Genomic DNA, 23,614 nt, shown 5'->3' with positions numbered 1-23,614 from the left:
ATATTTGTTGTTATTTTCACCAAACATTAACAATAGTTCCCGTTTTGGAATTGATTCCATCGATATGATGAAGCGTCAATAATATAAAAAGGGGTGATAACCTATGAGCAATATCGATCTATTAGGGCGCCGTAAGTTTATTGCAGGTCTAGGCATTGCTGCTGGTGCAGCGATGGTAGCACCAGCAATGGCAGTGTCTGAAAAGGCAGAAGGGGTTAAATGGGACAAAGAAGTTGAAATCGTCATTATTGGTTCTGGTTTTGCGGGGTTAGCTGCCGCAATCGAAGCCACCAAACATGGTGCAAAAGACGTCCATATATTTGAAAAAATGTCCTATTTTGGCGGTAACTCGGCAATTAACGGCGGGCTTTTCGCCGCACCAGGCACGCCGATGCAAAAGAAAGAAGGCGTTGAAGACTCAGTAGACAAAATGGTTCATGACCAATTATTGTCTGGCCGTGGCATTGCCGATGAAGGGTTATTACGCCATGTCGCATCTCATGCGGTTGAAGCGTTACAAATGACCTTAGATGCAGGGTCTGAATACCATCCTTACTTACAACAACTGGGCGGTCACTCGGTTGCACGTACTTACCAAACGACGGTAAGTTGCGGAGCCGGTATTACTCAGCCATTGTACAAAGAGTGCAAACGTATTGGTGTAAACACCCACAATCGTTCAAAATTTGAAGGATTCCTCGTCGGTAATAAAGGCGAAGTTGTTGGTGTTAAAATGCGTCAAAACTATCACTTTGGCGAAGACCAGCCTGGTAAGGTTCTCAATATTCGCGCCAAACGTGGTGTGATTATGGCTACTGGTGGCTTTGCGCAAAACGTTGATTTACGGATGGCGCAAGATCCAACCTTAACTGCAGATGTGGGTTGTACCAACGCACCAGGTGCAACAGGCGAGGGCATGTTCGAAATGTTCCGTTTAGGGGCTATTCCTGTGCATTTAGCTCACATTCAATCTGGTCCTTGGGCTTCACCTGATGAAGGTGGCTTTGGTTATGTGTCTAACTATTCAATTTTCAATTTACCTCACTCAATTGCCGTTAGCCGGACAACCGGTAAGCGTTTCATGAATGAAATTGCCGATCGCAAAACACGTGCTGATGCTGAATTAAGTAACCGTGATGAAAAAGGCAATCCTGTACCACCACTGTTGATTTCAAGCTTTAAAGATTCTAAAGCGCATCCAAATACCGAAAAAGTGATTAAGTACAATGTCGGCTGGAAGTTTGATTCAGTTGAAGAGTTGGCAACACACTTTGGTGTGCCTTTAGCGGGCTTAACAGCACAAATCGCTGAATACAATGGCTATGTAAAAACGGGTGAAGATAAGCAATTTGGTAAAGATATGACCTTGGCGAAAAATAAAATGATCGAAGCGCCATTTACTGTGGTTCGCTTGTGGCCAAAAGTGCATTACTGCCAAGGCGGTGTAAAAGTAAACACCAAAGCCGAAGTAACAGATAGTTTTACTGGTAAGTCTATTACTGGCCTTTATGCCGCTGGTGAAGTGTGTGGTGGTATTCATGGTGTTAGTCGTCTAGGGAGTTGTTCTATTCCAGAATGTATGGTGATGGGTATGACTGCAGCTAGAAGTCTCATGAAAGTTTAATTAGACCAGTGAACAAGAGGAATCATTAATGAAAAACTTTAATATTATACTTGGGCTGGTACTACTTGGATTAACCAGTTTATCAGTACAGTCAGCAGAGATCCGTGACTATCATAAAGAGGTTATCGGTAAAGACTGTAAAACCTGTCATGACAATGGCATCAAGCAGTTCCCATCTGATCAATCCTGTTTGCAGTGTCATGATGTTGATGACTTAGCAAAGAAAACCGCCCGAAGTGAAGAGGACAAGTGGCAGAACCCACACAATAACCTTCACTATGGCAAAGATGTACCTTGCCAAGAGTGTCATGGCGAACATACACCTAAAAAACCATTATGCAGTAACTGTCATACGTTTAAGTTTGATAAGCATAAAGGCTAAACTAATTTAAATTTAGATGAGTTCAGTAAGCCACATATTAAGTATTTAATGTGGCTTTATATTTTAATCGCTAGACAGCCTCGTTTCACTTTTATCCCCTCTTAAATGCCAATCATAGATTGGTTTTTTTCTATTTTTACCCACATTAACATCTAAGCGCAATCACACTTTTTTCAGTTAACTGACTAATAAACCTGCAGACAAAACACCTCTTTTGGATTGCTATGCAGTTAATTGATCCAGGTCTACATTCGGCCAAGCTCAACAGAGTAATATCGCGATCTTTAAAGTAGCAATCGCTGCTATTTCATTGACGTATTTTGGTTTGAATAGAGTTAACACTATGATGATAATAGAAATAATAATTGTGCTTGGGTCTATTTACCTTGGTGCAAGAATGGGCAGTATAGGGATAGGTTTTGCTGGCGGCGTTGGGGTATTAATTCTTACCGTCGGTTTAGGATTAACACCTGGTGCGATCCCTATCGACGTGATGCTGATTATTATGTCAGTGATCACCGCGATTGCTGCGATGCAAGAGGCAGGAGGGATGAAGTATTTGGTGTCAATAGCGGAAAAACTACTGCGTAAACACCCTAAGCACATCACATTTTTAGCGCCAATGGTAACGTATTTTATGACCTTATTTGCCGGAACGGGCCACACTGCATTCTCGACATTACCAGTTATAGCCGAAGTCGCCAAAGAGCAGGGCATACGACCATCACGGCCTCTATCTATCGCAGTTGTCGCCTCGCAAGTTGCCATCACGGCCTCTCCTATTTCTGCCGCAGTGGTGTTTTTCTCGGGTATTTTAGAACCGTTCGGGGTGGATTATTTAGTGCTATTAGCCGTATGCATCCCCTCAACCTTTATTGCTTGTTTAATTGGTGCTGCTGTTGCCTCGATGCTCGGTAAACCGTTAGCGCAAGACCCCATTTATCAACAGCGTTTAGCCAGCGGACTCGTCAATATTCGGGGTGAAACCCAAGTCACTTTGCAACCTGGCGCTAGAAGGTCGGTGGCTATTTTTCTAGTCGCGATAGTGGCGGTAATGTCTTACGCCACAGCCATTTCTGACAAAGTGGGCTTAATTGTGAACCCAGTGCTGTCGCGCGATGTGGCGATTATGTTGTTTATGCTCTCTGCCGCAGCGGCGATCACTTGGTTTTGCCGTTTAGATGCCAGCAAGATTTCTAATGCATCAACGTTTAAGTCGGGCATGTCAGCGTGTATTTGTGTGTTGGGCGTAGCTTGGTTGGGTGACACCTTTGTGTCTAATCATATTGACGAGATAAAAGCGGTTGCGGGAACCTTGCTTCAAAGTCAGCCATGGTTATTATCGGTGGCATTATTTTTTGCTTCTATGTTGCTCTATTCTCAAGGTGCGACCACTAAAGCGTTAATGCCAGCAGCATTGGCAATTGGGGTGAGTCCATTAACGGCAGTTGCTTCGTTTGCGGCGGTGAGTGCGTTATTTGTATTACCAACTTATCCGACGTTATTGGCGGCGGTAGAAATGGATGACACTGGCTCCACTCGCATTGGCAACGCGGTGTTTAACCACCCATTTTTAATCCCAGGCGTAGTGACCATAGTATCGAGTGTGTTATTGGCCTTTTTGTTTGGCAGCTTGATTCTGTAACCTCACAGTATGTGGCTTGGTATAGTAGTGATGTTAGTTGATTTGATAGCCTTTATGCTCAACATTGGCTTTTATTAAATTAATTAATTGCAAGGTCGCATAGGTTTGAGTATCTGGGTTGAGGTAAAGCGATTCGTTAAACATCGGCAGTGGCGGTAAGCCATGTTCAAGTGGATCTAAAATTTGCATTTTATCGTTTATTCTAAATTCGGCTACCGGTGCAATCACAAGATCATTTTCGACCGCCATCGATAACGCTTGTGGGGATGGTGTTGACAGTAATACCCTTATCGGACGCATAGACAATTGATGATTGGCGAATACTTGTGCTCGAATAGGGCAGTTTTCTGGGTATAAGCCCACGGGGATGGTTTTGTTTTTATGGGCGTTACCGTTAGCTGCTGCGGCCCAATGAAAGCGGCGCGTAAATAACAGTTCGCCGTTGACGGGGGCTTGCCAGTGAGTTGCGACTATCACGTCAAACTCGCCTTGATGGAGTCGTTTATATAAATTGCCACTTACATCGGTATCGATAACTAATTCTATATTGGTAAATTCACGAATAAACTCTAATAAGCAGCTGCTTAGGTAGCATTTGATAAAATCGGTTGGCACACCAAGGCGGATCACTTCGCGATTTTGACAATCTTTTAACTCATCAAGTGCCTGTAAGTTAAGTTGCATCATTTTATAGGCATAGCTCAGCAAGGTTTCACCTGACTCGGTCAAGGTGACGCCTTTGTTGTCCCTAATCAGCAAAGTTTGACCGACACTTTCTTCAAGCTTTTTAACTTGTAGGCTCAACGTTGATTGGGTTCGGCAAATTTTATCAGCCGCTTTTGACAAGTTGCCACATTCAGCAACAGCGATAAAACTTTCAAGTAAGTCAATTTTTAACATGGGCTATTGAGTAAGTTCATAGTGGTATAAGTATTACTCAATTTAGGCTATCCACAAAGCTTGCTATAGTGTAACTGTGAGGTGTTAATGGTTATTTAATTAAAATATCTTGGAGTAAGGAATGGGTAGCTGGGAGGATCGTGGGAACTACTTGATTGAAGTGTCGCAACGTTGTTTAAAAGGCCATAAAACCTTTGATTTGTGCCGATCGCATCTAGTTCAAGCCAGCCAGATATCCAAGGGCACTATTTATAATCACTTTACCTCAGAGGCCGATTTAATTGTGGCCGTAGCCAGTGCAGATTACCGTCATTGGTTAATTCAAGCCGAACAAGATACACAGCAATATAGTGATCCCTATTTACGGTTTATTTTTCATCATTGCCAACGTTTGTACCGTATTTTATCTGAACAATCATTTGTTATTGCTAGAGTGATCCCCAACGAGTCAATACTAATACAAGCCAGCGATTATTATCGCGCCCGTTTTGAGCGAGTACTTAAACAATATCAACAATGGAATGCACAAACCCTGACAGAGATTGGTGAGGTTGGTGGCTTTAATCGTGGTGAGTTGCTTTGTGACTATTTACGCGGTGCTATGATCAACAGTGACGATGCACAAAAGCATCCCGACGATGCTGAAATGTACTACCAGTTTAGTTTTGCCATGACCCAGCTTATGGGCCATTCACACAAACGCATGCCCACGATTAATACATTCTTGCAGTGGCTAGCCGGTAAACCCGCATAAATGATTTATCCTCGCTCTTGAACTCTAAATGCCATGCACGGCATGGATCCCTTAACTTCAGTTAACGGCTTGCTCTGGAACGCATTTGGCCAGCTTGGGATAATTATGAATCGCAGTCAATTAAGCGTTTTCTAAACTAAAATCGATGATGGCCCACCTACCTATCTACTCACACAATCGTGTTTTAGTACATCAGTAAAATATGGCGATGCTATGTTTACAACAGCATGAACCTGAGCTCCTAAATGCTAGAGAGTAGCAGATAAAAATCATGTCGCCTTGAGCCCACGCCAACACTGAATGTGCTTTTTAAGTGATTGTATTTTATTGTTTTTATATTTTTTGACACGGTTGATATTTGTTGTTAGGTTAGTCGTGTTAGTTGATACCTTGTTATAAATAGCGTTATCTCCAAGCTAACACTCATAGTATTTGGCAAACTAATTGAAAAGTTAGGACGCAAAGCTTCCGGTCTAAGGTGGTAAATTAATTTTTACGAAACTAAGATAGCGGAGTTGCCGCAGAGCTCAGGTTCTGCGTGAAACGAACAGCCGTTTTTTTAACGCTGTTGTTTGCCAAAATACCACTTTGATATTGATATCGAGGCCTATCACTTATTTTTAAGTAATAGGTAACCAATGGAGTGCATATAAGTGGCAAATCTTCCTGTTTTACCTCATGTTTCTAAGTTAAGCCTACTCGCAGCCTCACTCATGGCTGCAAATTCTTTCGTCAGTCTGTCTGTTGAAGCGCATGGTTATGTGCTATCGCCAGAGTCACGCTCATACGCTTGTAAAACTGGCAATAATGCAAGCTGTGGCGCCGTTCAGTGGGAGCCACAAAGTGTTGAAGGGCCTTCGGGATTCCCTGAATCAGGCCCTGAAGATGGTAAGTTAGCGAGCGCTGCAAATGGTGCCTTTTCTCCTCTAGATGTTCAGAGTCCGGTCCGTTGGTCTAAAACGGATATCAACGCCGGATGGCAGCAATTTACTTGGCAGTTTACCGCTAACCATGTCACCCGTAACTGGCGCTATTATATTACTCGCCAGGGTTGGGACCAAAACCAAGCCTTAAGCCGCGCGAGTTTCGATTTAGCGCCTTTTTGTGTGGTCGATGGTGGCATGGTTCAGCCACCTAAATTAGTTACTCATGACTGTTACGTGCCAGAGGGACTAAGTGGTTACCATGTTGTTTTAGCCGTATGGCAAGTCGGTGACACCAGCAATAGTTTCTATAATGCTATTGATGTCAATTTGAGTTCAGGCCCGGGAATCCCTAACGAGTGGCAAGATGTGGGTGACATTAATCCGTCACTGGATCTCAAGGCTGGTGACAAAGTGATGACCAGGGTATTTGATGCTAATGGCGAGCAGCTCTCTAAGCAAACCACGATTACAATTACCGATGCGACTCAAGGTGATAAACAGAATTGGCCTTTCCTTCTTGCCAGCACTATTAATGCGCAGCAATCACAACTCAATGCAGGACAAAAGAATGCCGCTGGCAGTATCATGCCGGTTTACGGTAAAAATGATATTTTTACCCTAACTGATTCAGGTATTGAGCGTGTCGAAGTCGAGTTTGATTTAGCTCCTGCCCCAGGGAATCAACTCGATGTGACCTCGCTTGCTGATGCAATTCAAATCAACGATGGTGCGGCTCAAGTGAGTTTTGATGTGACAACCAATTCCGCTATGCAAGTGTCAGCTTATTTATTTAATCATGATGGCGTTGCATCTGGATTTGTGAGTCAAGCGGTTAATAATACCAATGCGAGTTTAGTGCTGGAGGTTGTAGCACCTAAAGTTGGCCATTATCACTTACAAGTTAAAGGTGAACCTCAGCAAGGGGATGTCATCCAGCAGAACTTTGATGTGTTTTTAAAGGATGAGCTACCAGTACCAGAAGCCGACTTCGTGTTTCCAGCTGAAGTGACGCGTTATGTTACCGGCACTAAGGTTTTGCAACCTAAGACAGGTAAGGTTTATCAATGTAAACCTTTCCCATATGGCGGCTACTGTATGCAGTGGTCAGCTTCTGCTACCAGTTATGAGCCGGGCGTAGGAGCTTCTTGGGCGGTAGCATGGACTGAATTGTAAAATCGGAACATCATATTAAGAGATTCAAATAGGTTTAAAGCTCTTTTTTAGGTTTAAATAAAGATAAAAAAACCGTGAATATCGATTAAGGAATTCACGGTTTTTTATTGATTATCAGATAACTTATCTCATGGTACTGGCTTACTCCCACAAGTCGATTCTGAAATAAATCTTGAAAGCCTTGTGGGGTAAGATTTAGTAGCCTTTTCCAAGGAAATGGGGATTTTTCACTCCTTTTCCTAAAAATGTAGATCCTATAATACATTTTTCCAGAATCTCACGTGAGCAAATGCTTCTCATTTAAAGTGATGGATGCACCTTTCATCGCGTTCTTAGGGTCTTCTATTTGACCAGCATATAACCATACTGCATTATGTGCAGTTGGTTATGTCAGCTGTTAATATTTTCTTATTAAACAGTTCCCGTTAGAGGATAACAGTGGCTCTATTAAAAGAATCAGACTTAAGGTCTTACCTAAGCAAAAGTAGTCTTGCTTGTGAAAGTGCTTCTAATCGGAGCCTTGATCATGAAAAATTTGATGTCTTCTTATCCCATAGCTATCGAGATAAAGACTTGGTTTTTGCTGTTAAAAAATACTTGGAAGACCATGATTTATCTGTATATGTGGACTGGATTGATGAACAAGAGTTAGACCGTTCCTCGGTGGATGTTGAGACAGCTGAAACATTGCGAAAGCGTATGTCCCAGTGCCAGTCTTTACTTTTTTTAACATCATCGAACTCTACTATCAGCAAGTGGATGCCTTGGGAGTGCGGGTATTTCGATGGAATTAATGGGAGAATTGCTATATTTCCCATTGCAAAATCCGATGAAAGTTCTTTTGCTGGTCAAGAGTACTTAGGACTTTATCCATATATAGACGTAGTTGGTACTACTATTTGGGTTAATAGCGTTAAATCTGGATATTGTTCAATGAAAGACTGGTTAAATGGTAAATCACCTGATAGCTATTAGTGCGTAAATAAAGGTCTCACATTCCCATTTTAGTTAAAGTGGAATGACAGAATAGCACTTTTAACGTGATGATTGTTTTGGGAGTAATATATGGCTAGAAAAGTATTCTTTAGTTTTCATTACGAGCGTGATGTTAGGCGTGTTGTCCAGGTTCGGAACTCTTGGGTTGTCCGACCTGGAGGTGAGGCTCAACCTTTCTATGATAAAGCTGAGTTTGAAGAAGCAAAGAGGCGTTCAGGTGGCATAGAACAGTGGATTGAGGAGCAACTCAAGGGGACATCTGTTACAGTAGTTCTATTTGGCGCTGAGACTTATGATAGAAAGTGGGTACGTCATGAAATCAAACGTAGCTATGAACTAAAGAAAGGTATATTGGCAATAGACATTCATAGTGTTAAAGACCCACAAAAAGGCACTGATACCAAGGGTAAAAACCCTCTAGATTATTGGTACATCGAAAATAATGGTAATAAAACATATTTTTCAGAGATGTATGAAACCTATGATTGGGTAAATGATGATGGATATAAAAATATCGCTACTTGGATAGAGAAAGCAGCTAAAGCAGCAGGTCGATAATATGATGGGGATTTATGAGTTTGCTGTTTTAGGTAGTGTTACTCCTAAGCAAAGACAAAGTTTAATAAATTCAATTCAGCAGATGGCCTCTGAGTTTGAACTTGACATCGATAATCAAATCATAATCTATGATGCAGAGACTGTAAAACAAAGAAATAGATCTTCAGCTTTTGCTGCTGTTTATTTTGGAGGGCTACCTCAGGTTGATATAGACGCTGCAAACTCAATATTCACTGAAAGTGTTCCAATAATTCCTGTGGTTAATAGTTTGGAGCAGTTTTCAATATGTATTCCTGAATTTTTACAGCCCACAAATGGATTTTGTCTAAATGGACAAGATACAGAAATAAAAGAGCTTGCAACATTAATGATGGAGTGTGTAGGCTTACTGCGCCGTCAAAGGCGAATTTTTGTGAGTTATCGCAGGACTGAATCACGTGATGCTGCATTGCAGATACACGATCTTCTTATGAGAAAAGGATTTGATGTATTCCTTGATACGCATGATATACGTCCTGGAGAGCCTTTTCAGGACGTTCTTTGGCACAAGCTTTGTGACTCCGATGTGTTAATCATGCTAGATACACCTACTTATTTCGAAAGTAGATGGACTCGTGAAGAAATCGGTCGTGCCCGAGCTAAGGAGATTCATGTATTGCGCGTAGTTTGGCCTAACCATGAGCCAAATAAAATGGCAGATTTGTCAGAAACTATCTACTTAGACAATGAAGACTTAGAAAACTATAGTGGGCCGCTAACTATTGAAAAAATAGAAGAAATTTCTCTTAAGGTAGAAAGTGTTAGAAGTCGTAGTATAGCGGCTAGATATATGTCTATTACAGGCCGTCTTCGGGCTGATGTTGAACGTATTGGTGCTCGCTTCGAGGGTGTTGGTGCTCATAGAGCAATTGCCATTCGTTTAATTGATGATAGAAAACTCTGGTTATATCCTGTCGTAGGGATTCCAACCGCTGAGACTTTAAATGATATTGCAATTAAGGCTCGGTCAAATCCAGATAAAGGATTCCCAGTTCTTGTATATGACGATATAGGAATTAGAAAAGCTTGGTCTGATCATTTGCAATGGTTAGATGAGAATATCAAGTCTGTGCGAGGGTTGAAAATTACTCAGGCAGCTTGGTCGCTGGCTGGTTGGGAGTTTTGAAAATGGACGATTTTATTTTTTTATCTGCTAGTGTACCAGATCCTAAACGAGCTCCTGAGTTTGCAAATTCGTCTAATTCTGTAGCGATTACTTCAGCTGTTAGAGCATTAATTCATGTTACCTTGGGACGTAGAGTTTTGGTATGGGGAGGTCATCCAGCAATAACTCCAATGATAAAAATTGTAGCGGAGGAAATGGGTTTTGACTACGAGAGATGGGTAAAACTATATCAGTCCTTATATTTTAAAGATCAGTTCCCTCAAGATAATAAAAATTTTAAAAATGTAGTATATACAAAAAACATAGAAAACAATCTTGAGAAAAGCTTGCTTCACATGAGAGAGCGAATGTTCGCAGATAATAATTTCAAAGCTGCTGTTTTTATTGGTGGAATGGGTGGGGTTATTGATGAGTTTAACCTGTTTCAGAAACTTCAGCCAAATAAAGATATTGTGCCAGTTATCTCGACAGGCGGTGCTACATTAAAAGTTGCAGAGCTTATGAATGAACCACTAGATAGTGACCTTTATAATGATTTAGATTATGTCAGACTCTTCCATAATAGTTTAGGCATCTCAACAAAAGAAGAAAGATTTGCTAGTCCTGAGATTCAACCAGTCGAGATGGAAGATCGCTACTGGAAACCTGACTAAGGCTTATCGTTCTAATTTAAGAGAACAATTTGTAGTGCTGATGATTTTTAGATGCACTACAAATAAAGTTTAAGGTATAAGTTGACACATTATTTTGCGCGTATGATTAACTTTCATTTATCCAGTCTACCAACTTGTGCTGTTTACTTTTGTTAAATACAAGAATATTACCATCTATAATTCGTACTGCTGGATAGGTGTTGATTAATTCATTTGATTTACCATGTTCATTGTCTAAGTTTAGAACTGCGATTTTTTTTCCTAGTTTAGAAAAGTAATTAATTTCCCAAGTTACCCAACTAGATAAATCTGACTCCTTTGTCCGAATTAGAATCAGGTTTTGTGATTGTCTCATTCTAAGTTCTAGTATTGTTGGTGTATAATGACTAAATTTACTCCTATTTAAATCTTGCCTATCGCTTTTCCAGTCAACGAAAGCGACAAGCCCTAATGAATTTAACTTAAAAACAAATTCATCAACCATGTCTGCATTTGAAACTGCATGAGATATGAATACATCGAAATATTTTGCATGTTCTATGTAATCATTCTCATATAGCTCCTTCACAATATCTTCAGGAGTCCTTCCTATATCTTCCTTATAGTCGCAACCGAAATGCTTTACCAAGGTGTTGTATTTTTCTTGCGCCCCTTTTCCTTTTGGTGGAAGATATACAACTTCATCAAATCGTTGAAGTATCCTTAAGCAATAATTTCGTATAAACCAATCCTTTTCGCCACTCATCACCTGTCTAAAGAAAAAGATAGTACTTTCATTTTTGTACTTGCTGCATTCGATAACTATTAAAAGTCTACGCAATTTATTTTTTTCGTGCCAATATTTTTCAATAAGCAGACTAATATAGTTAGGAGTGACGAATTGTGTTGATATGTTGTTGTTTCTGTAATTTATTTTCTTTCTATTGCTATCTAATTGGGCTTCTACCAGAGCTTCTTTTTTCGCCATCTGAGCTTGGGAAAAATCAAAATCTCGCTCACAAATATCATTTAACTTGGGTTTAGCTAAACTATACAATAGCTCTGATGGGTTTGGAAAAAAAAGAGGCTTTCCTCTTCTCCGTCGTTTGTTTTTTTCTTGATAAAATCTAAAGTGTTTCTCCATGCTAATAATGTCATCAGGATATATTTCAGAGAACAACTTGATAAAATCGTTCTTTTTAATTCCCGGTGGCGTGAATGACAAAACAGTTCTTACCTTTTTTCTAAATTTTTTACGATACAACTCGAGATATTTGTTTGTTTTTCTTTGAACGCTTCCCATAATTGATATCCTTCTTCGGTAAAACTTAATTCCTATTATTTTTTACAGCCTTATGGTCACCGCTAAACTGGATATTAATACAATTCAGATGAGTTGTAATTATTCATGCTGGAGCCTTTGATTTCAGCTTGTTAATGTCATTCATAACATGATTGAATCTACTTGAAAAACTCACACATATAATATAATCACAATTTAACACCATGACTTAAGCCGTCTTGTAGTTCAATATGAAGGCGGATTTTTCCTCCGCCTGATTCAACAATTTGTTTCAACTGCTGTAGGCTATCGATAGTACAGCTATCAATTTGGTAACTTGCATCAGCACCGATACGCTTGAGTAGCTCCATCAGACGAAGCTGAATCAACTGCTTCGACGCTATCTCTTCGGCTGCGTAAACGACCTCTTGAGGCTGCTCTGCAATGATGTCTTCAAGTTTTCTACCCATCTTCTCTGCCTTTGAGGTTAAGCAGGAAAACTTTCACATGTGAAAGTTTTCCTGGCTCTGTTTGTTTGGCTAGTTTAGCCAGCAAAGGGCAGTAAAACTAGCTCAGGTATACAATCACTTGATTCTCACAATCTGGCTCTGTTTGAGCTCAACTATCTGAAGTTCAAGATCTTCAATACGTGAAAGTGCACTCCTTAGAGCATGACTTAGTTGATGATGTTCTGCGGCCATTGAAGTTAATCTTTGGGTCAATACAGCAACTTTTTCACGATACTGAATTTTTATCTTTCTTTCTTGGTTGCGCTTTTCTCTCAAAATCTCGACGTCGGCTTGAACTCCGGTGTCAGGCGTAAGGCACTTTAGTTTTTGTACTTCAGATTGAACTCTGAGCTTGAAATCTGGATAGTAATAACAACTGCCATTTCCCAATCCAGCTTCTTCCTCTACAGCACGAACCGATAATTTACGGTGATCGGGTATTCGTTTGGTTTTTCGTTCGATGATTCGCTGCAAAGCGGCTTCAAGTTTGAGAAGTGTATTTTCCGATTTCTTCATAAGTCGATAACCTGCAAGGGGTGCTGATATTTTTCAAATTTCAGTCCAAAATCATTCAACACTTTCTCGGCAGCTCGAATCTGTGTAATACAGTGAGCATACTCTGCATGGCTGACATCGGATTGCTGCTTCAGATAGTTACTCAATGCTTGATGTTTCTTTTGCCACCACGACGCTTTTCTATCATCCACGATGCTACCGCCGCCACGGCAATCAACGCAGAATGCGGCATTTATTACTCCATCCATGTCACATTCATAGCCATTTTTACAATAGCTATGTAGGGTGCCATGTAAAGTTAATCGTTTTTCTTTAACCAATCGATACAAGCTATCCCAGTTGCTATAGATCACAGGTTTGTCGTCACGCATGGCGACAATAGCCTTACCAAAGCTTCCCGTTAGCTTTTCATCACCATTGAACCATTTATCAAAGTGCGCCGTTGTTTGTTCAAGTTTTACTTCGTTGAGCAAGTTAATTAGCTCACTGTCTACCTTTATATCCTGTAGGCGGGATTCGATTGCGCCATTCCCATACCATTCGCTCATGCGAACATGGATATGTTTGAATTGCTGCTTAATGGATATAGGGTGGCCCAGTCCATTGCGGACGGCAAAACAGGCAAAAGTGCGTCGAAATTGGTGGGTGAGAAAAGGCCAAGGTTCTCCTAACTTAACTTTGCCCTCTATTGCTCCCCCATTTCTTGGATTAAGCTGACGACATTCAGACAATGCTTTTTCATCAACGATTGCACCAATACTTTTCGCGAAGTTTTTCAGCCGATCATTCCATTTGGCACGAGATATGAGAATTGGTAAGTTTTTCCTTTGCGCTTGGCTAAGCCACAAGTTACTTGATGTTTCCATTAGCTTATCTACTTGTCCAGGATCGTTACTATGCGCTGCAAGTTTTACCAGTTGTTCACGGGCACATGCGCTCAATGAAATTGCGAGCGATATGGCTTTTTCTACTATAGGGCTGGTGAGCCACTCTTCTTTTTTTCTACCAGCTGCAAGCTTATGTGTTGCCGCTGATACAGAGTGAAATAATTGTCCGTTGATAGTGTAAGTGCGAAAACTATCCTCATGGAGTTCAAACAGTTCGCTGACCCTCATTCCGCTGAATGCGCCGCAACATATAAAACAAGCGGCTTGAAGATTCGCTCTCCATGTAAATAACCAATTTCCGTCAACATTATGGTTGGGTAGTAAGCCTGTTCCCCTAAGATGTTGCGTGATTATCTCAGATTGAGAACGAGGAGTTGCTTTGTTGATTTCCTCAACGTATTTTTTGCTATTAAGCCTGCCTTCCACATCATAAAGCCACTTCCATCTACCGATGGCTAGCTTATAGTCTACAGCTGCACGGCCAATATCATAGTTTGATTGTAAATCACGTTCGAGTTGGGCGAGTTTTTCTCTATGTGGCCATGCTTTTTCCACGTAGCTGACAGCTTGCCCGTACAGTACGTTAACCAATGCTTGTGGTATAGCAAGTGATTGCTTATGTTCTAATTTTTCTTGATCTGCAAGCTTTTTTGCCAACTGTCTATAGTTGATGTTCGGTAATATTAACTGAAAAGGTAGCCACGGATTCAGCCTTTCAACTGATTGAATAGCTGTGAAAGCGAGTTCAAGAGTGCGTTTGCTTAATGACTCATTTTGCAAATCTATTTCAAATTTTTGCCAGACATCATGGTTGTTTAATTCACTAAAACTATTGGCTCCGTTATTTTTTAAGCTGACTAACGCTCTTTTTAAACCAATATTAAACCTAGATGTCAAAGTGGATAGTTTGCATTTTTGTCCAAAACAATGCCCTTGTTCGTATAGCCAGCCATAGGCTATAAGTTTTGCTTCAAGAAGCAAGTTAGGCGAGTCAACTAAATAAGAGAAATCAAATTCTCTTTGGTTTTTATCACTGCCTTTATCCGAGGCATATGGGCTACAATCCCAGCGATTTTGGCCGAAGTGTGCTCTTAATATTTGATGTTGATCTATGCATACAGGTACTTGGTTCAATTTGTCCCAGTTACGCTCTCTGACTAATCGTTCCACATCTTCGGTGTAAAGGTTGAGTGAACTAGGTGCTTCAATTGGCAAATGTAATAGTGGTTTCATTTCGTCCTCAGCTCATACTCATACTATCTACATCTATCCACAAAGGATGACGACCTTCATCTGCTAATTTTCTTCTAGCCTGCTGTACAATTTGGGGACTTAATTGTTTTAAGCGGAGGTCAATCTTTGCTAATGCTTCGCCAAAATTTTTCTGATAATGAGCATTATCTATATGCAGGCATGCCGATTCTTCAATGCATTCGCGAAAACTAAGAGCACACCATAAATCAGTTACCGATTCGACAAGCACTTGATGTCCGCAGCTCCAACATTTGATCAAATCGGCACATGCTAGATTTTCACTTTCAGTTATGAGCCCATGTGCTCGTGCTCTTGATGTAAACTTCTCAGCCATTACTCCCATCGGCTCTTTGCAATAACTGCCGTGAGCGCTACGAGTGGGAGGAGATGCTCGTCGGATGTATGCTTCATAGGCAAGTACTTCCACTTTTTGTGCTTCTCTAACCTTTTGTTTCGCTGACTCCACACTTTGTCTGTCACGCACGATCTGTTCTAAAGTTTGGCTTGTATCTCGGTTCATCAGATCGTTTTCATACTTGTTTCCACTTGAGTATGCATGAGCAACCGTCTGAGGAGTGTTATCCAGAAGAATTGCAGCTTCCAGTGTACCTTTTAGTGCCAAAGTTAAATGACTGCCTGTGGCGCGGAAGCGTCTTGGTACAGGCCATAGTATTTCTCCTTGTTCATCGGTCATCGGAAAGTACCTAGCTAACCATTTAGCTTTGAAGTCATTGAGCAGGCATCCACTCATCATCTGAACTTTTCTTTTTCGGTAGCTATAAGCCGGTAACAGCAAACCATCAGGTTTAGGATCGACCAGTTTTGAGACGGTCATTAACTGGTCAAAAAATTGGGTTGCATACTTAGGAATTTCTAGCTTGTTATGATCCCCTAGCTCTACAGTAATAGTTTTAAATGCCCTTCGTTTAAATGCAGGCATTTGATACCAATTACTTGATATGGCATTGGTTTTAGTTTGTGGACGTCTTAAGCTGTACAAAATGGTGCTATTGCTCCATGTGTAATAACTTAAGAGGAATGTGGCAGCATAAAAAATTTTTGATGCGCCACCGGCTACTGGGTAATCTTTTCCCTTCCAGGAGAATACCATTGTCTGAGCGTTGGAACTTGCTTGAATATGAAGCTCAGGATCGATAATAAATTGCTGATACAACTGCTTAAAAATACTTCTTAGCAAAGGAAGCAACTGCTTCAAATCTGCATCACTATATCCGCGAGTCGGCTCTGTTTGGGAGCATCTAGAACGTCGTAGTTTTAAAGGCTCGATATTTTTAACTGATAGATATTGCCACTGATATAAGGAAGATAAGTCAGAGCGCAGTCTGCTTTCAGTACTATCCTTTATTTCTCCTCGTCGCTGACGGATGGAGTTATATTCTAACTCTTTGACATATGCCATTTCCGATAGCGGCGAAAGTGGTGGCGTTTGTGAATCACAAAATGCAAAGTGCCTTCTCGCGGCTAGAAATATGTTGCCTTTAGTCGCTGGTGATGCATCTTCTCTGCCTGTAATGGCGATGAACATTCTCTGTGCTATATCATCACGGTCTAATAGCTGAACATTTCCCTGCTTTATTTCATGTGTTTTAGGAACCCCACGATACCTGAATCGATTAAAGTCTAAGAGAGTATGTGCGTTTGCCCCGTTTCGTATGGGAATACAAAGATGTTCAACCCAAGGTGCTATTAATTTCAACGTCTTGCTCATTAGCTTCCTCTAACGCTTGGTGCATAATGCTGTCTAGTACAGACATCTTCTCTTTTAACGCTTCTTTTCTTTTGAGGTACTGCAAGTACTTCCATGTTGTGGATTCATTCTTATGTCCCATCCACCCCATCAGTAAGCTCAGTGCATTCGCAGGCTCAATACCTGCTTCAAGTAGGCTATGTAGTCGGTAGGTTGCATAACTACATCTAAGATCATGAAACTTATGCTCAAATTGTATTCCTGACTTAATTATTGAGCGGCGAACTTCTCCAAAGCGCGAGCCTATTGTGTTTGGGTCGTATGGATTACCTTGTTGGCTAATAAATAATGGTTCGTATCGCTGGGCTGTGGTCAGGGCGTCGAGTTTTTCCTTTGAGAGATGAACAGAGTGGGATTTTTTTATGTCATTGATGCCTTTGTGTAACTCAATTCTGCTAAGAAGTTTGTCAAGTCGGCACATTCGTCGCTCACTAATGGCATAAGTTTTCAAATCTGATAAAAGACGACTTGTTATCTCAATAGTTCGAGTTTTATTGTATTTTGTAGGTACACCATTACCTGGTCCTATTGTTAACTCGAAATGAGTTATAGAACCTGAGCGTTGAACCGATTGCTCTAGTGCGGCCAAAGTCAACCCTGACGCTTCTTGGATACGAAAGCCGCATTGAGCTGCGAGCAAACAGATCAGCCTAAATTCGCAAGGCGCATTACGTAAATGCAAAGCTAAATGAGTGAGCGCAATTTGAGTTAAGGGCTTTAACCCCCGAATATTATTGCTGGTTGCATCCCTTGGCGTTCTGATGCGCAAATCTGTAGTTTGGACCAGAAATTTAGGCATCATATGAGCCAGCATGTCGCTTCTCTGTATTCTTACAAATTCGATTTCGAAGGGTTTGTGTTTCTCGCTGATGTGGTAATAACGTTCATGTGCTGCCCATAAGTAAAATTGGACGACATGAGTCATATACGTGTTGGCAGTTGAGTATGCGAGTTCACCAGATTTAACACTCTTGAGAAGTTTGTCATTTCTATATCGATATGTCGGCTTTAAACCTTTTGCTAAGGGGAAAACGTCCCAGGTTAACTTTTCTGATTCTAGGAAATTCCAATAATGCAAAAGCGCTCTTGCGTAGGAACTTAGATTTTCAAGCCGTTTGTTCGCTTTAAGATGAATGAACCAGTGGTTTACTGGTGCGACATATCCCCAGTTTTGGTCATAAATAGTAGGCAATGACCCTAGATTTCGGCCATTCAGAAACTCTATAGGGTCTGTTTCGGTGATGATTTCACCACCTATATGTACATCGTCTGATTTGATCAAGTAAGCCACAGGATGAATTTTGTAATAATCGTTGGTTCATCCAGTATCTGCTACTGCTATCAAGATCCTAAGGCCTGTAATGTACCAATTTGGGCAGTTTGAGCGCTTGCTGTGTGATTAGAGAACGCTGTTAGAACTTTCACATGTGAAAGTTTTTGGGATACTTGTAAGGTTCTGTCCTAGGCCTAATGGAGTAGCCCCTGTAGTGTTCAAGTAAAATTGGATTAAGCGGAGGGAGAGGTACAGTGCATCATGCGGGTTATCTTGACGATCCAATGAACACGTTTAGGGACATCCTCTAGTTAGATTTGTAATCTATAACTCGTCAGTTCTGGGTTTAAATTTGTATGGGGTCCTAGCTGCATGAACACCATTAATTTTCACTTAAAGCAGATACGCTATGCCAGTATTTAACACGCGGACTAGTAGTCATAAGTTTTACAATTCTATGTTATGCCACCATTCAACAATAACACCAGATTTCGTTTAAGTTGAACAACAGCATCCTCGGTGCTAACTTTCCACAACAAAGACAACTCATGAATAGCAAGTCTGGCTTGTGAGGGTAACAGTGCGGAATTATCCACTTTTGCAAATGGACCATCAGTTTCGAGTAATACACGATCTGGCGGTAACCACGACGCAACTTTCATTCCCCGATTTGAATTCAACATTGCCGGGCCGACAGAGAAAAAACAGCCGTGTTCGGTTGCTTCCTGTACTTGCTTTTTGGTTCCTAAAAACCAATGAAGTATTGGGGTTCCTGATAGAGGGTGTTTTTTCAAACAATCGATGACTTGTTCTGTAGCGTTTAGGCTATGAATAGATAGAATTTTGTCATTGAACTGAGAGCACTTTTCAAGAATATGGTTGAATACGTGGAGTTGATCCTCGATGTAGGGTAGGTAACCCTTTGAACCATCCAGACCAATCTCTCCTATGTATCTAGTTTCACCTATTAACTCATCGAAGATTGCTAGCTCATGCTTTCTCAAGTGGGCAAGCTGTGGGTGCAACCCTAAAGCAGTCTTACAACGGGCAATACCTTCAGTAAGTTTAACTGTGCCTCTCCAAGCGGATGGCACAGTTGTAACAGACAGCACATAGTAATTGCATTCTCTCAAGTCATTAAGTACCTTGCGGTGATCTGGGTACAAATCGACATGGCAATGCAGATCCATCATGCTAGTTTGACCGATTTCAAAAATGCTTCAATTTCTGCCAAACCTCTTTTCACTGTAGACTCCAGTTCTTCGCGTGTCTCTTTATTCTGTGGTAAGGGGCCAGACTGGCGTAACCAAGCCATGTAGTCAGGGCTCTTCTTTAATCGAATTATTGCAGTCTGTACTGCATGAACGTCGTCTCTTTTCTCTGATTCGTTCAATATACTTGTAAGTCGTGGAACCGCATAGTCAGCATCTTTTGTAAAGCCAGCATGAAATATGGAAGCTCGCCTGACTAGACATGGAAGGCAATAACCACATTGTATATGTTCTCTATGCCAGTGGCTGCAAGATACACTTAATGGTATCGCTTTTTTAACAGCGTCTTGATCAACGCACTCAGCTAGCATTTCGCCTTTGGTTTTAAACTGGTACGGGTTTATTAAGTGAATATTAAATCCAACATCGTTAAGCAATAATTCTAACTGAGATAGAAAATTTGGGTGAGTTGTTCGAGTGCTATGGCTTCCAATGCGCCTGCGAGTTAACGGCGGATTAATCGATATATATCCATTTTCAGGCACAATAATCTGAGAGATAGTATCATCGTTATTTGCTTTCCTAAGTGCCGTAATCCCTAATACAGCCATTGCTAAAAAATTAAAGCTTCTCCCCCTCATGCTGGTATCGTTAGCATGCTTAGCCTGACCTGATAATTGAGGGGCTATTGAATATGAAAACTCCCCAAATGGCTTTTTTAGCAGTTTTTTTATATCTTGCTGTTTCGCTCCATCAGCTCGATATGCGTGGCTTACAAGCATCGGACGGATTTCAGAGTGACCATTGAGAATATCAATCGCTCCAACTGCGCTATCTAACCCTCCAGAAAAAAGACAGACCGTATTCAATCCTTTTAATGAGTCCGCCGAAATCTTGGACTGCTTGCTATTTATTGGCTTAGGTATTCCTAACTCCGACTTGATAAAAGATAATTTCCATTGATCGCCAGTTAAAAAACCTAACAGTGATTCAAGTCTTTTTGCTACTGCTTCCCACTTATCTGGAGCCAATACCGGTATGTGGAGATTTAAGATTCGTGACCAAGAATTTGGCGCATTCTCTCTTGGCTCAAATGTCTCTGCCGAAGTAACTGCTGTTGCGATAGTTACCAAATCAAGTGCATCGGGATTAATCTCAACCCCAAGCTTTCTAATCTTGGTGAGCAACTCTTTCGATGCGTGACTGCATTTATACTTATTTAGTGGATGGCTATCAAAAATTTGCACCGGGTGGCATTTGCCTGAGTACTCAGGAAGCTTATCGGGGTCGTGATGGAAGTAAAAATCAGTCATTGAATTTCTCCCAATGGTCTACAGTTTTTGATATTGCCTCGATTTGAATTTTCTTGATGTTGTTCTTGGTGATATTACTTGGATTACCGTTTGTCGCTTTGTCCATTTCTTGTTGTGCTATCACTTTAATCAGCTCCCTTAACTCGCTTTCCATTTTGTGATGCTTAGTTGCTACCTCTGCTTTGAACCATGCTTCTCCCATTCCTGTGACTACATCTTGAAAAATTAAGTCAGTTAAATAACAGGAGATTGCTTCTTGGATTACCTCGTCAGTGAAACTTGCAGGATCGAAGTCTTGAGTGTCAGGAAGTGCTTCTTCTAAAGCGTAATTTAGAGCAATGCGCACCGAGTCAGAATCTGAGTTATCTGGTGCTAAATGAGAGGCAATGCGATCAATCGCTTGATCAGTAGTTAGACCTCGAAGGTCCTTAAGAGATAAGGACTGGTCACCAACAGTAACGCTGTCCCCTCGCATCATTCCTACGAGTCCAGCGCCTGCGGTTATACCACTGGCAAGTCTTCGACTTGTCCCTTTCCCGCCACCGGAAGAGTTTTTAGAGTAATGTTTTAGGGAGCGCCTAAGATCTGAACTTGTGCCACCTGTACCAGCATATTTACCGAATGCCTGTCTCGCACTTTTGTATCTGCTCGCAGGTGGTTGTGCTTGAGACGATGGACCAATTTCTTGCTGCACCGCATTGTTATCAACTTCTTGGCTATTGTCAGCACCATCTTTATCTTGGCCGCCACCATCACCGACGTTCACGTCTCCATCTGTATCAGTAGCTGGACTAATTGTTAATCCATTTCCACCTTCTGCCCATGGTGGTACGAGGGGATTTTTATCTTTAGGTCCCCTGGATGAGGCTGATGTTCCCATTATTTAGCTCCTTCTAATTCTTCTATTATTGGTTTCATCCAACGCTCTTGCGGTAGGTGCTTCATAAAATCCAAGAAAGTGGCTTTGCACCGAATATCTTTTTCAGCGAGCAATCGCGCCCCAAAAATACCGTCAGGACGTTTGCTCCAATCTGCAATTGGCCTCAGCTTTTCTAGCACCGCATCCATTGCAGGCATGTAGTCTTCTGGCGGAGTTTCTTCTATTGCTAAAGTACTTGCTTGGCTGATTCGTTGGGCCTGCTTCAATAATGCCACTACGAGTTTTTGAGCTGCTCCCGACATAACAGTTCCAAAAGCTCCCATAGGAACATTTTCTTTACTCAGGTACAGAGCTGGGGTCAGATCAATATCAGAGAATTTAGGCGGCAGTTTTGCCCATTTAGCCAGAAACTTTTTCTCTGACTGCCACTCTTCAGGCAGTTTTATGTCCTCGATGTTGGCTTCGGCAGCTTCAAGTTCAGCTAAAACCTTTGGTTTGCCGTTTTCGCTATCAATCATTTGGTAAAGCTTGTTACTGGCTCTTGTTCCAAGGCAGCGTTCAAAGATAACTAGTTTGGTTATCGTTTTCTCATCTAATTGCATGCCGCGCCGGAGCGCCGTCTTTCTTCTGATTCTCACTTGATTAAGAAGGCGCTTAACTATTCGCGGGTTACCATTTATGTTGGTTGATTCAGCTAATAGAGGTGCGAGTTGTTCTGCAACGACAAACTTATTCCTTAACTCAGGATCCCCCAGAATATTTTTCCCATCAAGCAAATCATCTATGGTTATTGCTTCCTCTTTCCAAGACATTTTCAGATTTTTTTCAAGGGCATCTCGTAGAGTCTCTAATTCATCGCCTTTGACACCGTGATCAAGTGCAACCAGCATTAACAAATAGGCCCTAATTTCTAAAGTACCAGGGCGTGGGACATGTATAGGTATTTGAATCAGTTTGTCTAAATAGTCAGTTTGATGCCGTTGAGATGAACCCTTGTGGTATTCACTGACTGCGAGACGAATCATGTCTTCATCGGCTGCTATTACAAATGCTGTATTGGGCAGAAACAAGAAAAGGCGAATGGCTTCTAGCGTTGAAATCGCGTTGTAAGGCGAGCAACGGTCTAAATTATCAACGTAGACAATTAATGGCTTATCAAACTCGGCAAGAAGATCTGAGTATGCTTGTCTGAACTCTTTGATTTCTTTGGGTGGAGAAAAATCCTTTTTCTTGCTAAGGAGGTCTTTGTTTTTGTCAGCAATCTCTTTAGCACCTTCGACCCCATCCTTAACATCATCGAAATCATATTCGCCGTCTTCTCCTCCACTGAACATTCCGAACAGCTTTTGGAACCCACCAAACGTTGGGACACCTGCTGCGAGACTGCCTGCATCCATCAGAAGTCCCATAAGTCTGATTTTGTTTACACGCCCAGCAAAATCTTTGGCCTTTTCGCTCAAGCTTTGATCTGCCTTGGCTTGTTTGACGAGTGTTTCCGCGATTGTCTCTAATAATGCAGCTTTGGCATCGTCGTAACCTTGGAACATCCAAGCATCGAAACTTACTTGGATATAATCGTCCTTGTCGCTTACAAGTGCAGACTTTGTTAGTTCTAAAACGGTGGACTTTCCAGCTCCCCAATCTCCAAACACACCAACACTTATTGGCATAAGATTTTTTTCAGTAATTAGATCTTTGATGGATTCGGCAGTTTCATTGAAATTCAGAAAATCAATATTTGATTCTTTATCAGACCACATCTTTATATCCCTATTTAGCGTCCCTTAGCGACTCTCAATCGTCATTATTTATATAGTCACTTTGTGGCATAACTAAAGTTTGGTCAATGAAGTTAGCCACACATTTTGCAAGGAGTTTTGAACTAGCAAGCTTGGGGGGAAGTATCGATGAGCCAGTAAAGGCCAGAGAACGATGCTCTGGCCTCTCAGCTTTTCTACAGTACGAA

The 23,614-nt window shown here is 41.3% G+C and carries 20 protein-coding genes and 1 riboswitch; of the genes, 9 read left to right on the top strand and 11 right to left on the bottom strand.

Going from position 1 to position 23,614, the window contains the following annotated elements; genetic code table 11:
- Positions 1 to 103: 103 nt before the first annotated feature.
- The 3 genes from H5164_RS14840 (at position 104) to H5164_RS14830 (ending at position 3,651) form a co-directional block, all read left to right on the top strand.
- Positions 104 to 1,624 carry a flavocytochrome c gene (locus tag H5164_RS14840; RefSeq protein ID WP_182756895.1) on the top strand — a complete coding sequence of 507 codons (1,521 nt, stop codon included), beginning with the start codon at positions 104 to 106 and terminating at the stop codon, positions 1,622 to 1,624.
- 28 nt (positions 1,625 to 1,652) lie between these two features.
- Entirely contained in the window at positions 1,653 to 2,006 is a 354-nt protein-coding gene (locus tag H5164_RS14835) for a cytochrome c3 family protein (protein WP_124016726.1), read from the top strand.
- Between the two features lie 343 nt (positions 2,007 to 2,349).
- Entirely contained in the window at positions 2,350 to 3,651 is a 1,302-nt protein-coding gene (locus H5164_RS14830; RefSeq protein WP_182756893.1) for an anaerobic C4-dicarboxylate transporter, read from the top strand.
- A gap of 33 nt (positions 3,652 to 3,684) precedes the next feature.
- Here the strand turns inward: H5164_RS14830 and H5164_RS14825 are convergent, their stop codons facing one another.
- Positions 3,685 to 4,551, bottom strand: coding sequence for a LysR family transcriptional regulator (locus tag H5164_RS14825; protein ID WP_124016730.1), 867 nt, complete (start codon positions 4,549 to 4,551; stop codon positions 3,685 to 3,687).
- A 121-nt stretch (positions 4,552 to 4,672) separates the two neighbouring features.
- Between H5164_RS14825 and H5164_RS14820 the strand changes: the two genes are divergently transcribed.
- From H5164_RS14820 to H5164_RS14795, 6 genes are all read left to right on the top strand, one after another.
- Positions 4,673 to 5,305, top strand: coding sequence for a TetR/AcrR family transcriptional regulator (locus H5164_RS14820; RefSeq protein ID WP_182698257.1), 633 nt, complete (start codon positions 4,673 to 4,675; stop codon positions 5,303 to 5,305).
- Between the two features lie 424 nt (positions 5,306 to 5,729).
- Positions 5,730 to 5,828, top strand: a riboswitch (cyclic di-GMP riboswitch).
- 130 nt (positions 5,829 to 5,958) lie between these two features.
- Positions 5,959 to 7,404: an N-acetylglucosamine-binding protein GbpA gene (gbpA, locus tag H5164_RS14815; protein ID WP_182756891.1), complete on the top strand. Its 1,446-nt coding sequence runs from the start codon at positions 5,959 to 5,961 to the stop codon at positions 7,402 to 7,404.
- Positions 7,405 to 7,842: 438 nt separating this feature from the next.
- Positions 7,843 to 8,379 (top strand): toll/interleukin-1 receptor domain-containing protein, encoded by a 537-nt coding sequence (locus tag H5164_RS14810; RefSeq protein ID WP_109401571.1) that lies wholly within the window; start codon positions 7,843 to 7,845, stop codon positions 8,377 to 8,379.
- A 90-nt stretch (positions 8,380 to 8,469) separates the two neighbouring features.
- The gene (locus tag H5164_RS14805) at positions 8,470 to 8,958 is read left to right on the top strand and encodes a TIR domain-containing protein (protein WP_109401572.1); all 489 of its coding nucleotides are present in this window, start codon (positions 8,470 to 8,472) and stop codon (positions 8,956 to 8,958) included.
- A gap of 1 nt (position 8,959) precedes the next feature.
- The gene (locus H5164_RS14800; RefSeq protein WP_220492716.1) at positions 8,960 to 10,123 is read left to right on the top strand and encodes a toll/interleukin-1 receptor domain-containing protein; all 1,164 of its coding nucleotides are present in this window, start codon (positions 8,960 to 8,962) and stop codon (positions 10,121 to 10,123) included.
- Positions 10,124 to 10,125: 2 nt separating this feature from the next.
- On the top strand, positions 10,126 to 10,776 hold the full coding sequence (locus tag H5164_RS14795) for a hypothetical protein (protein WP_109401574.1): 651 nt from the start codon (positions 10,126 to 10,128) through the stop codon (positions 10,774 to 10,776).
- Positions 10,777 to 10,882: 106 nt separating this feature from the next.
- On the opposite strand, the gene H5164_RS14790 is transcribed toward H5164_RS14795, so the two are convergent.
- The 10 genes from H5164_RS14790 to H5164_RS14745 all read right to left on the bottom strand — a co-directional run bounded on the left by H5164_RS14790 (position 10,883) and on the right by H5164_RS14745 (position 23,408).
- Positions 10,883 to 12,058, bottom strand: a complete 1,176-nt coding sequence (locus H5164_RS14790; protein WP_259396825.1) for a TIR domain-containing protein — start codon at positions 12,056 to 12,058, stop codon at positions 10,883 to 10,885.
- 188 nt (positions 12,059 to 12,246) lie between these two features.
- Positions 12,247 to 12,507, bottom strand: a complete 261-nt coding sequence (locus H5164_RS14785; RefSeq protein WP_182756889.1) for a hypothetical protein — start codon at positions 12,505 to 12,507, stop codon at positions 12,247 to 12,249.
- A gap of 114 nt (positions 12,508 to 12,621) precedes the next feature.
- Complete coding sequence (locus tag H5164_RS14780) at positions 12,622 to 13,062, bottom strand: hypothetical protein (RefSeq protein ID WP_182756887.1); 441 nt, start codon at positions 13,060 to 13,062, stop codon at positions 12,622 to 12,624.
- Positions 13,059 to 15,182 (bottom strand): hypothetical protein, encoded by a 2,124-nt coding sequence (locus H5164_RS14775; protein WP_182756886.1) that lies wholly within the window; start codon positions 15,180 to 15,182, stop codon positions 13,059 to 13,061. The genes H5164_RS14780 and H5164_RS14775 overlap by 4 nt, the downstream gene beginning before the upstream one ends.
- A gap of 7 nt (positions 15,183 to 15,189) precedes the next feature.
- Complete coding sequence (locus H5164_RS14770) at positions 15,190 to 16,932, bottom strand: hypothetical protein (protein ID WP_182756884.1); 1,743 nt, start codon at positions 16,930 to 16,932, stop codon at positions 15,190 to 15,192.
- Positions 16,895 to 18,262 (bottom strand): tyrosine recombinase XerC, encoded by a 1,368-nt coding sequence (gene xerC, locus H5164_RS14765; protein WP_182756882.1) that lies wholly within the window; start codon positions 18,260 to 18,262, stop codon positions 16,895 to 16,897. The genes H5164_RS14770 and xerC overlap by 38 nt, the downstream gene beginning before the upstream one ends.
- 437 nt (positions 18,263 to 18,699) lie before the next feature.
- Positions 18,700 to 19,437 carry a Qat anti-phage system TatD family nuclease QatD gene (gene qatD / locus H5164_RS14760; RefSeq protein WP_182756880.1) on the bottom strand — a complete coding sequence of 246 codons (738 nt, stop codon included), beginning with the start codon at positions 19,435 to 19,437 and terminating at the stop codon, positions 18,700 to 18,702.
- A complete protein-coding gene (gene qatC / locus H5164_RS14755; RefSeq protein WP_175233959.1) occupies positions 19,434 to 20,768 on the bottom strand; it encodes a Qat anti-phage system QueC-like protein QatC in 1,335 nt (444 codons plus the stop codon). The genes qatD and qatC overlap by 4 nt, the downstream gene beginning before the upstream one ends.
- The gene (locus H5164_RS14750) at positions 20,761 to 21,648 is read right to left on the bottom strand and encodes a hypothetical protein (RefSeq protein ID WP_072068796.1); all 888 of its coding nucleotides are present in this window, start codon (positions 21,646 to 21,648) and stop codon (positions 20,761 to 20,763) included. Before H5164_RS14750 ends, qatC begins: the two co-directional genes overlap by 8 nt.
- A complete protein-coding gene (locus H5164_RS14745; protein WP_072068797.1) occupies positions 21,648 to 23,408 on the bottom strand; it encodes a P-loop NTPase fold protein in 1,761 nt (586 codons plus the stop codon). Before H5164_RS14745 ends, H5164_RS14750 begins: the two co-directional genes overlap by 1 nt.
- Positions 23,409 to 23,614: the final 206 nt, after the last annotated feature.

It is taken from the genome of Shewanella sp. SG41-3, from assembly GCF_014164545.1.
In the GTDB taxonomy this organism is placed as follows: domain Bacteria; phylum Pseudomonadota; class Gammaproteobacteria; order Enterobacterales; family Shewanellaceae; genus Shewanella; species Shewanella vesiculosa.
The sequence above is the reverse complement of the archived record's forward strand: the minus strand, read 5'-3'. Positions and strand labels throughout refer to the sequence as shown.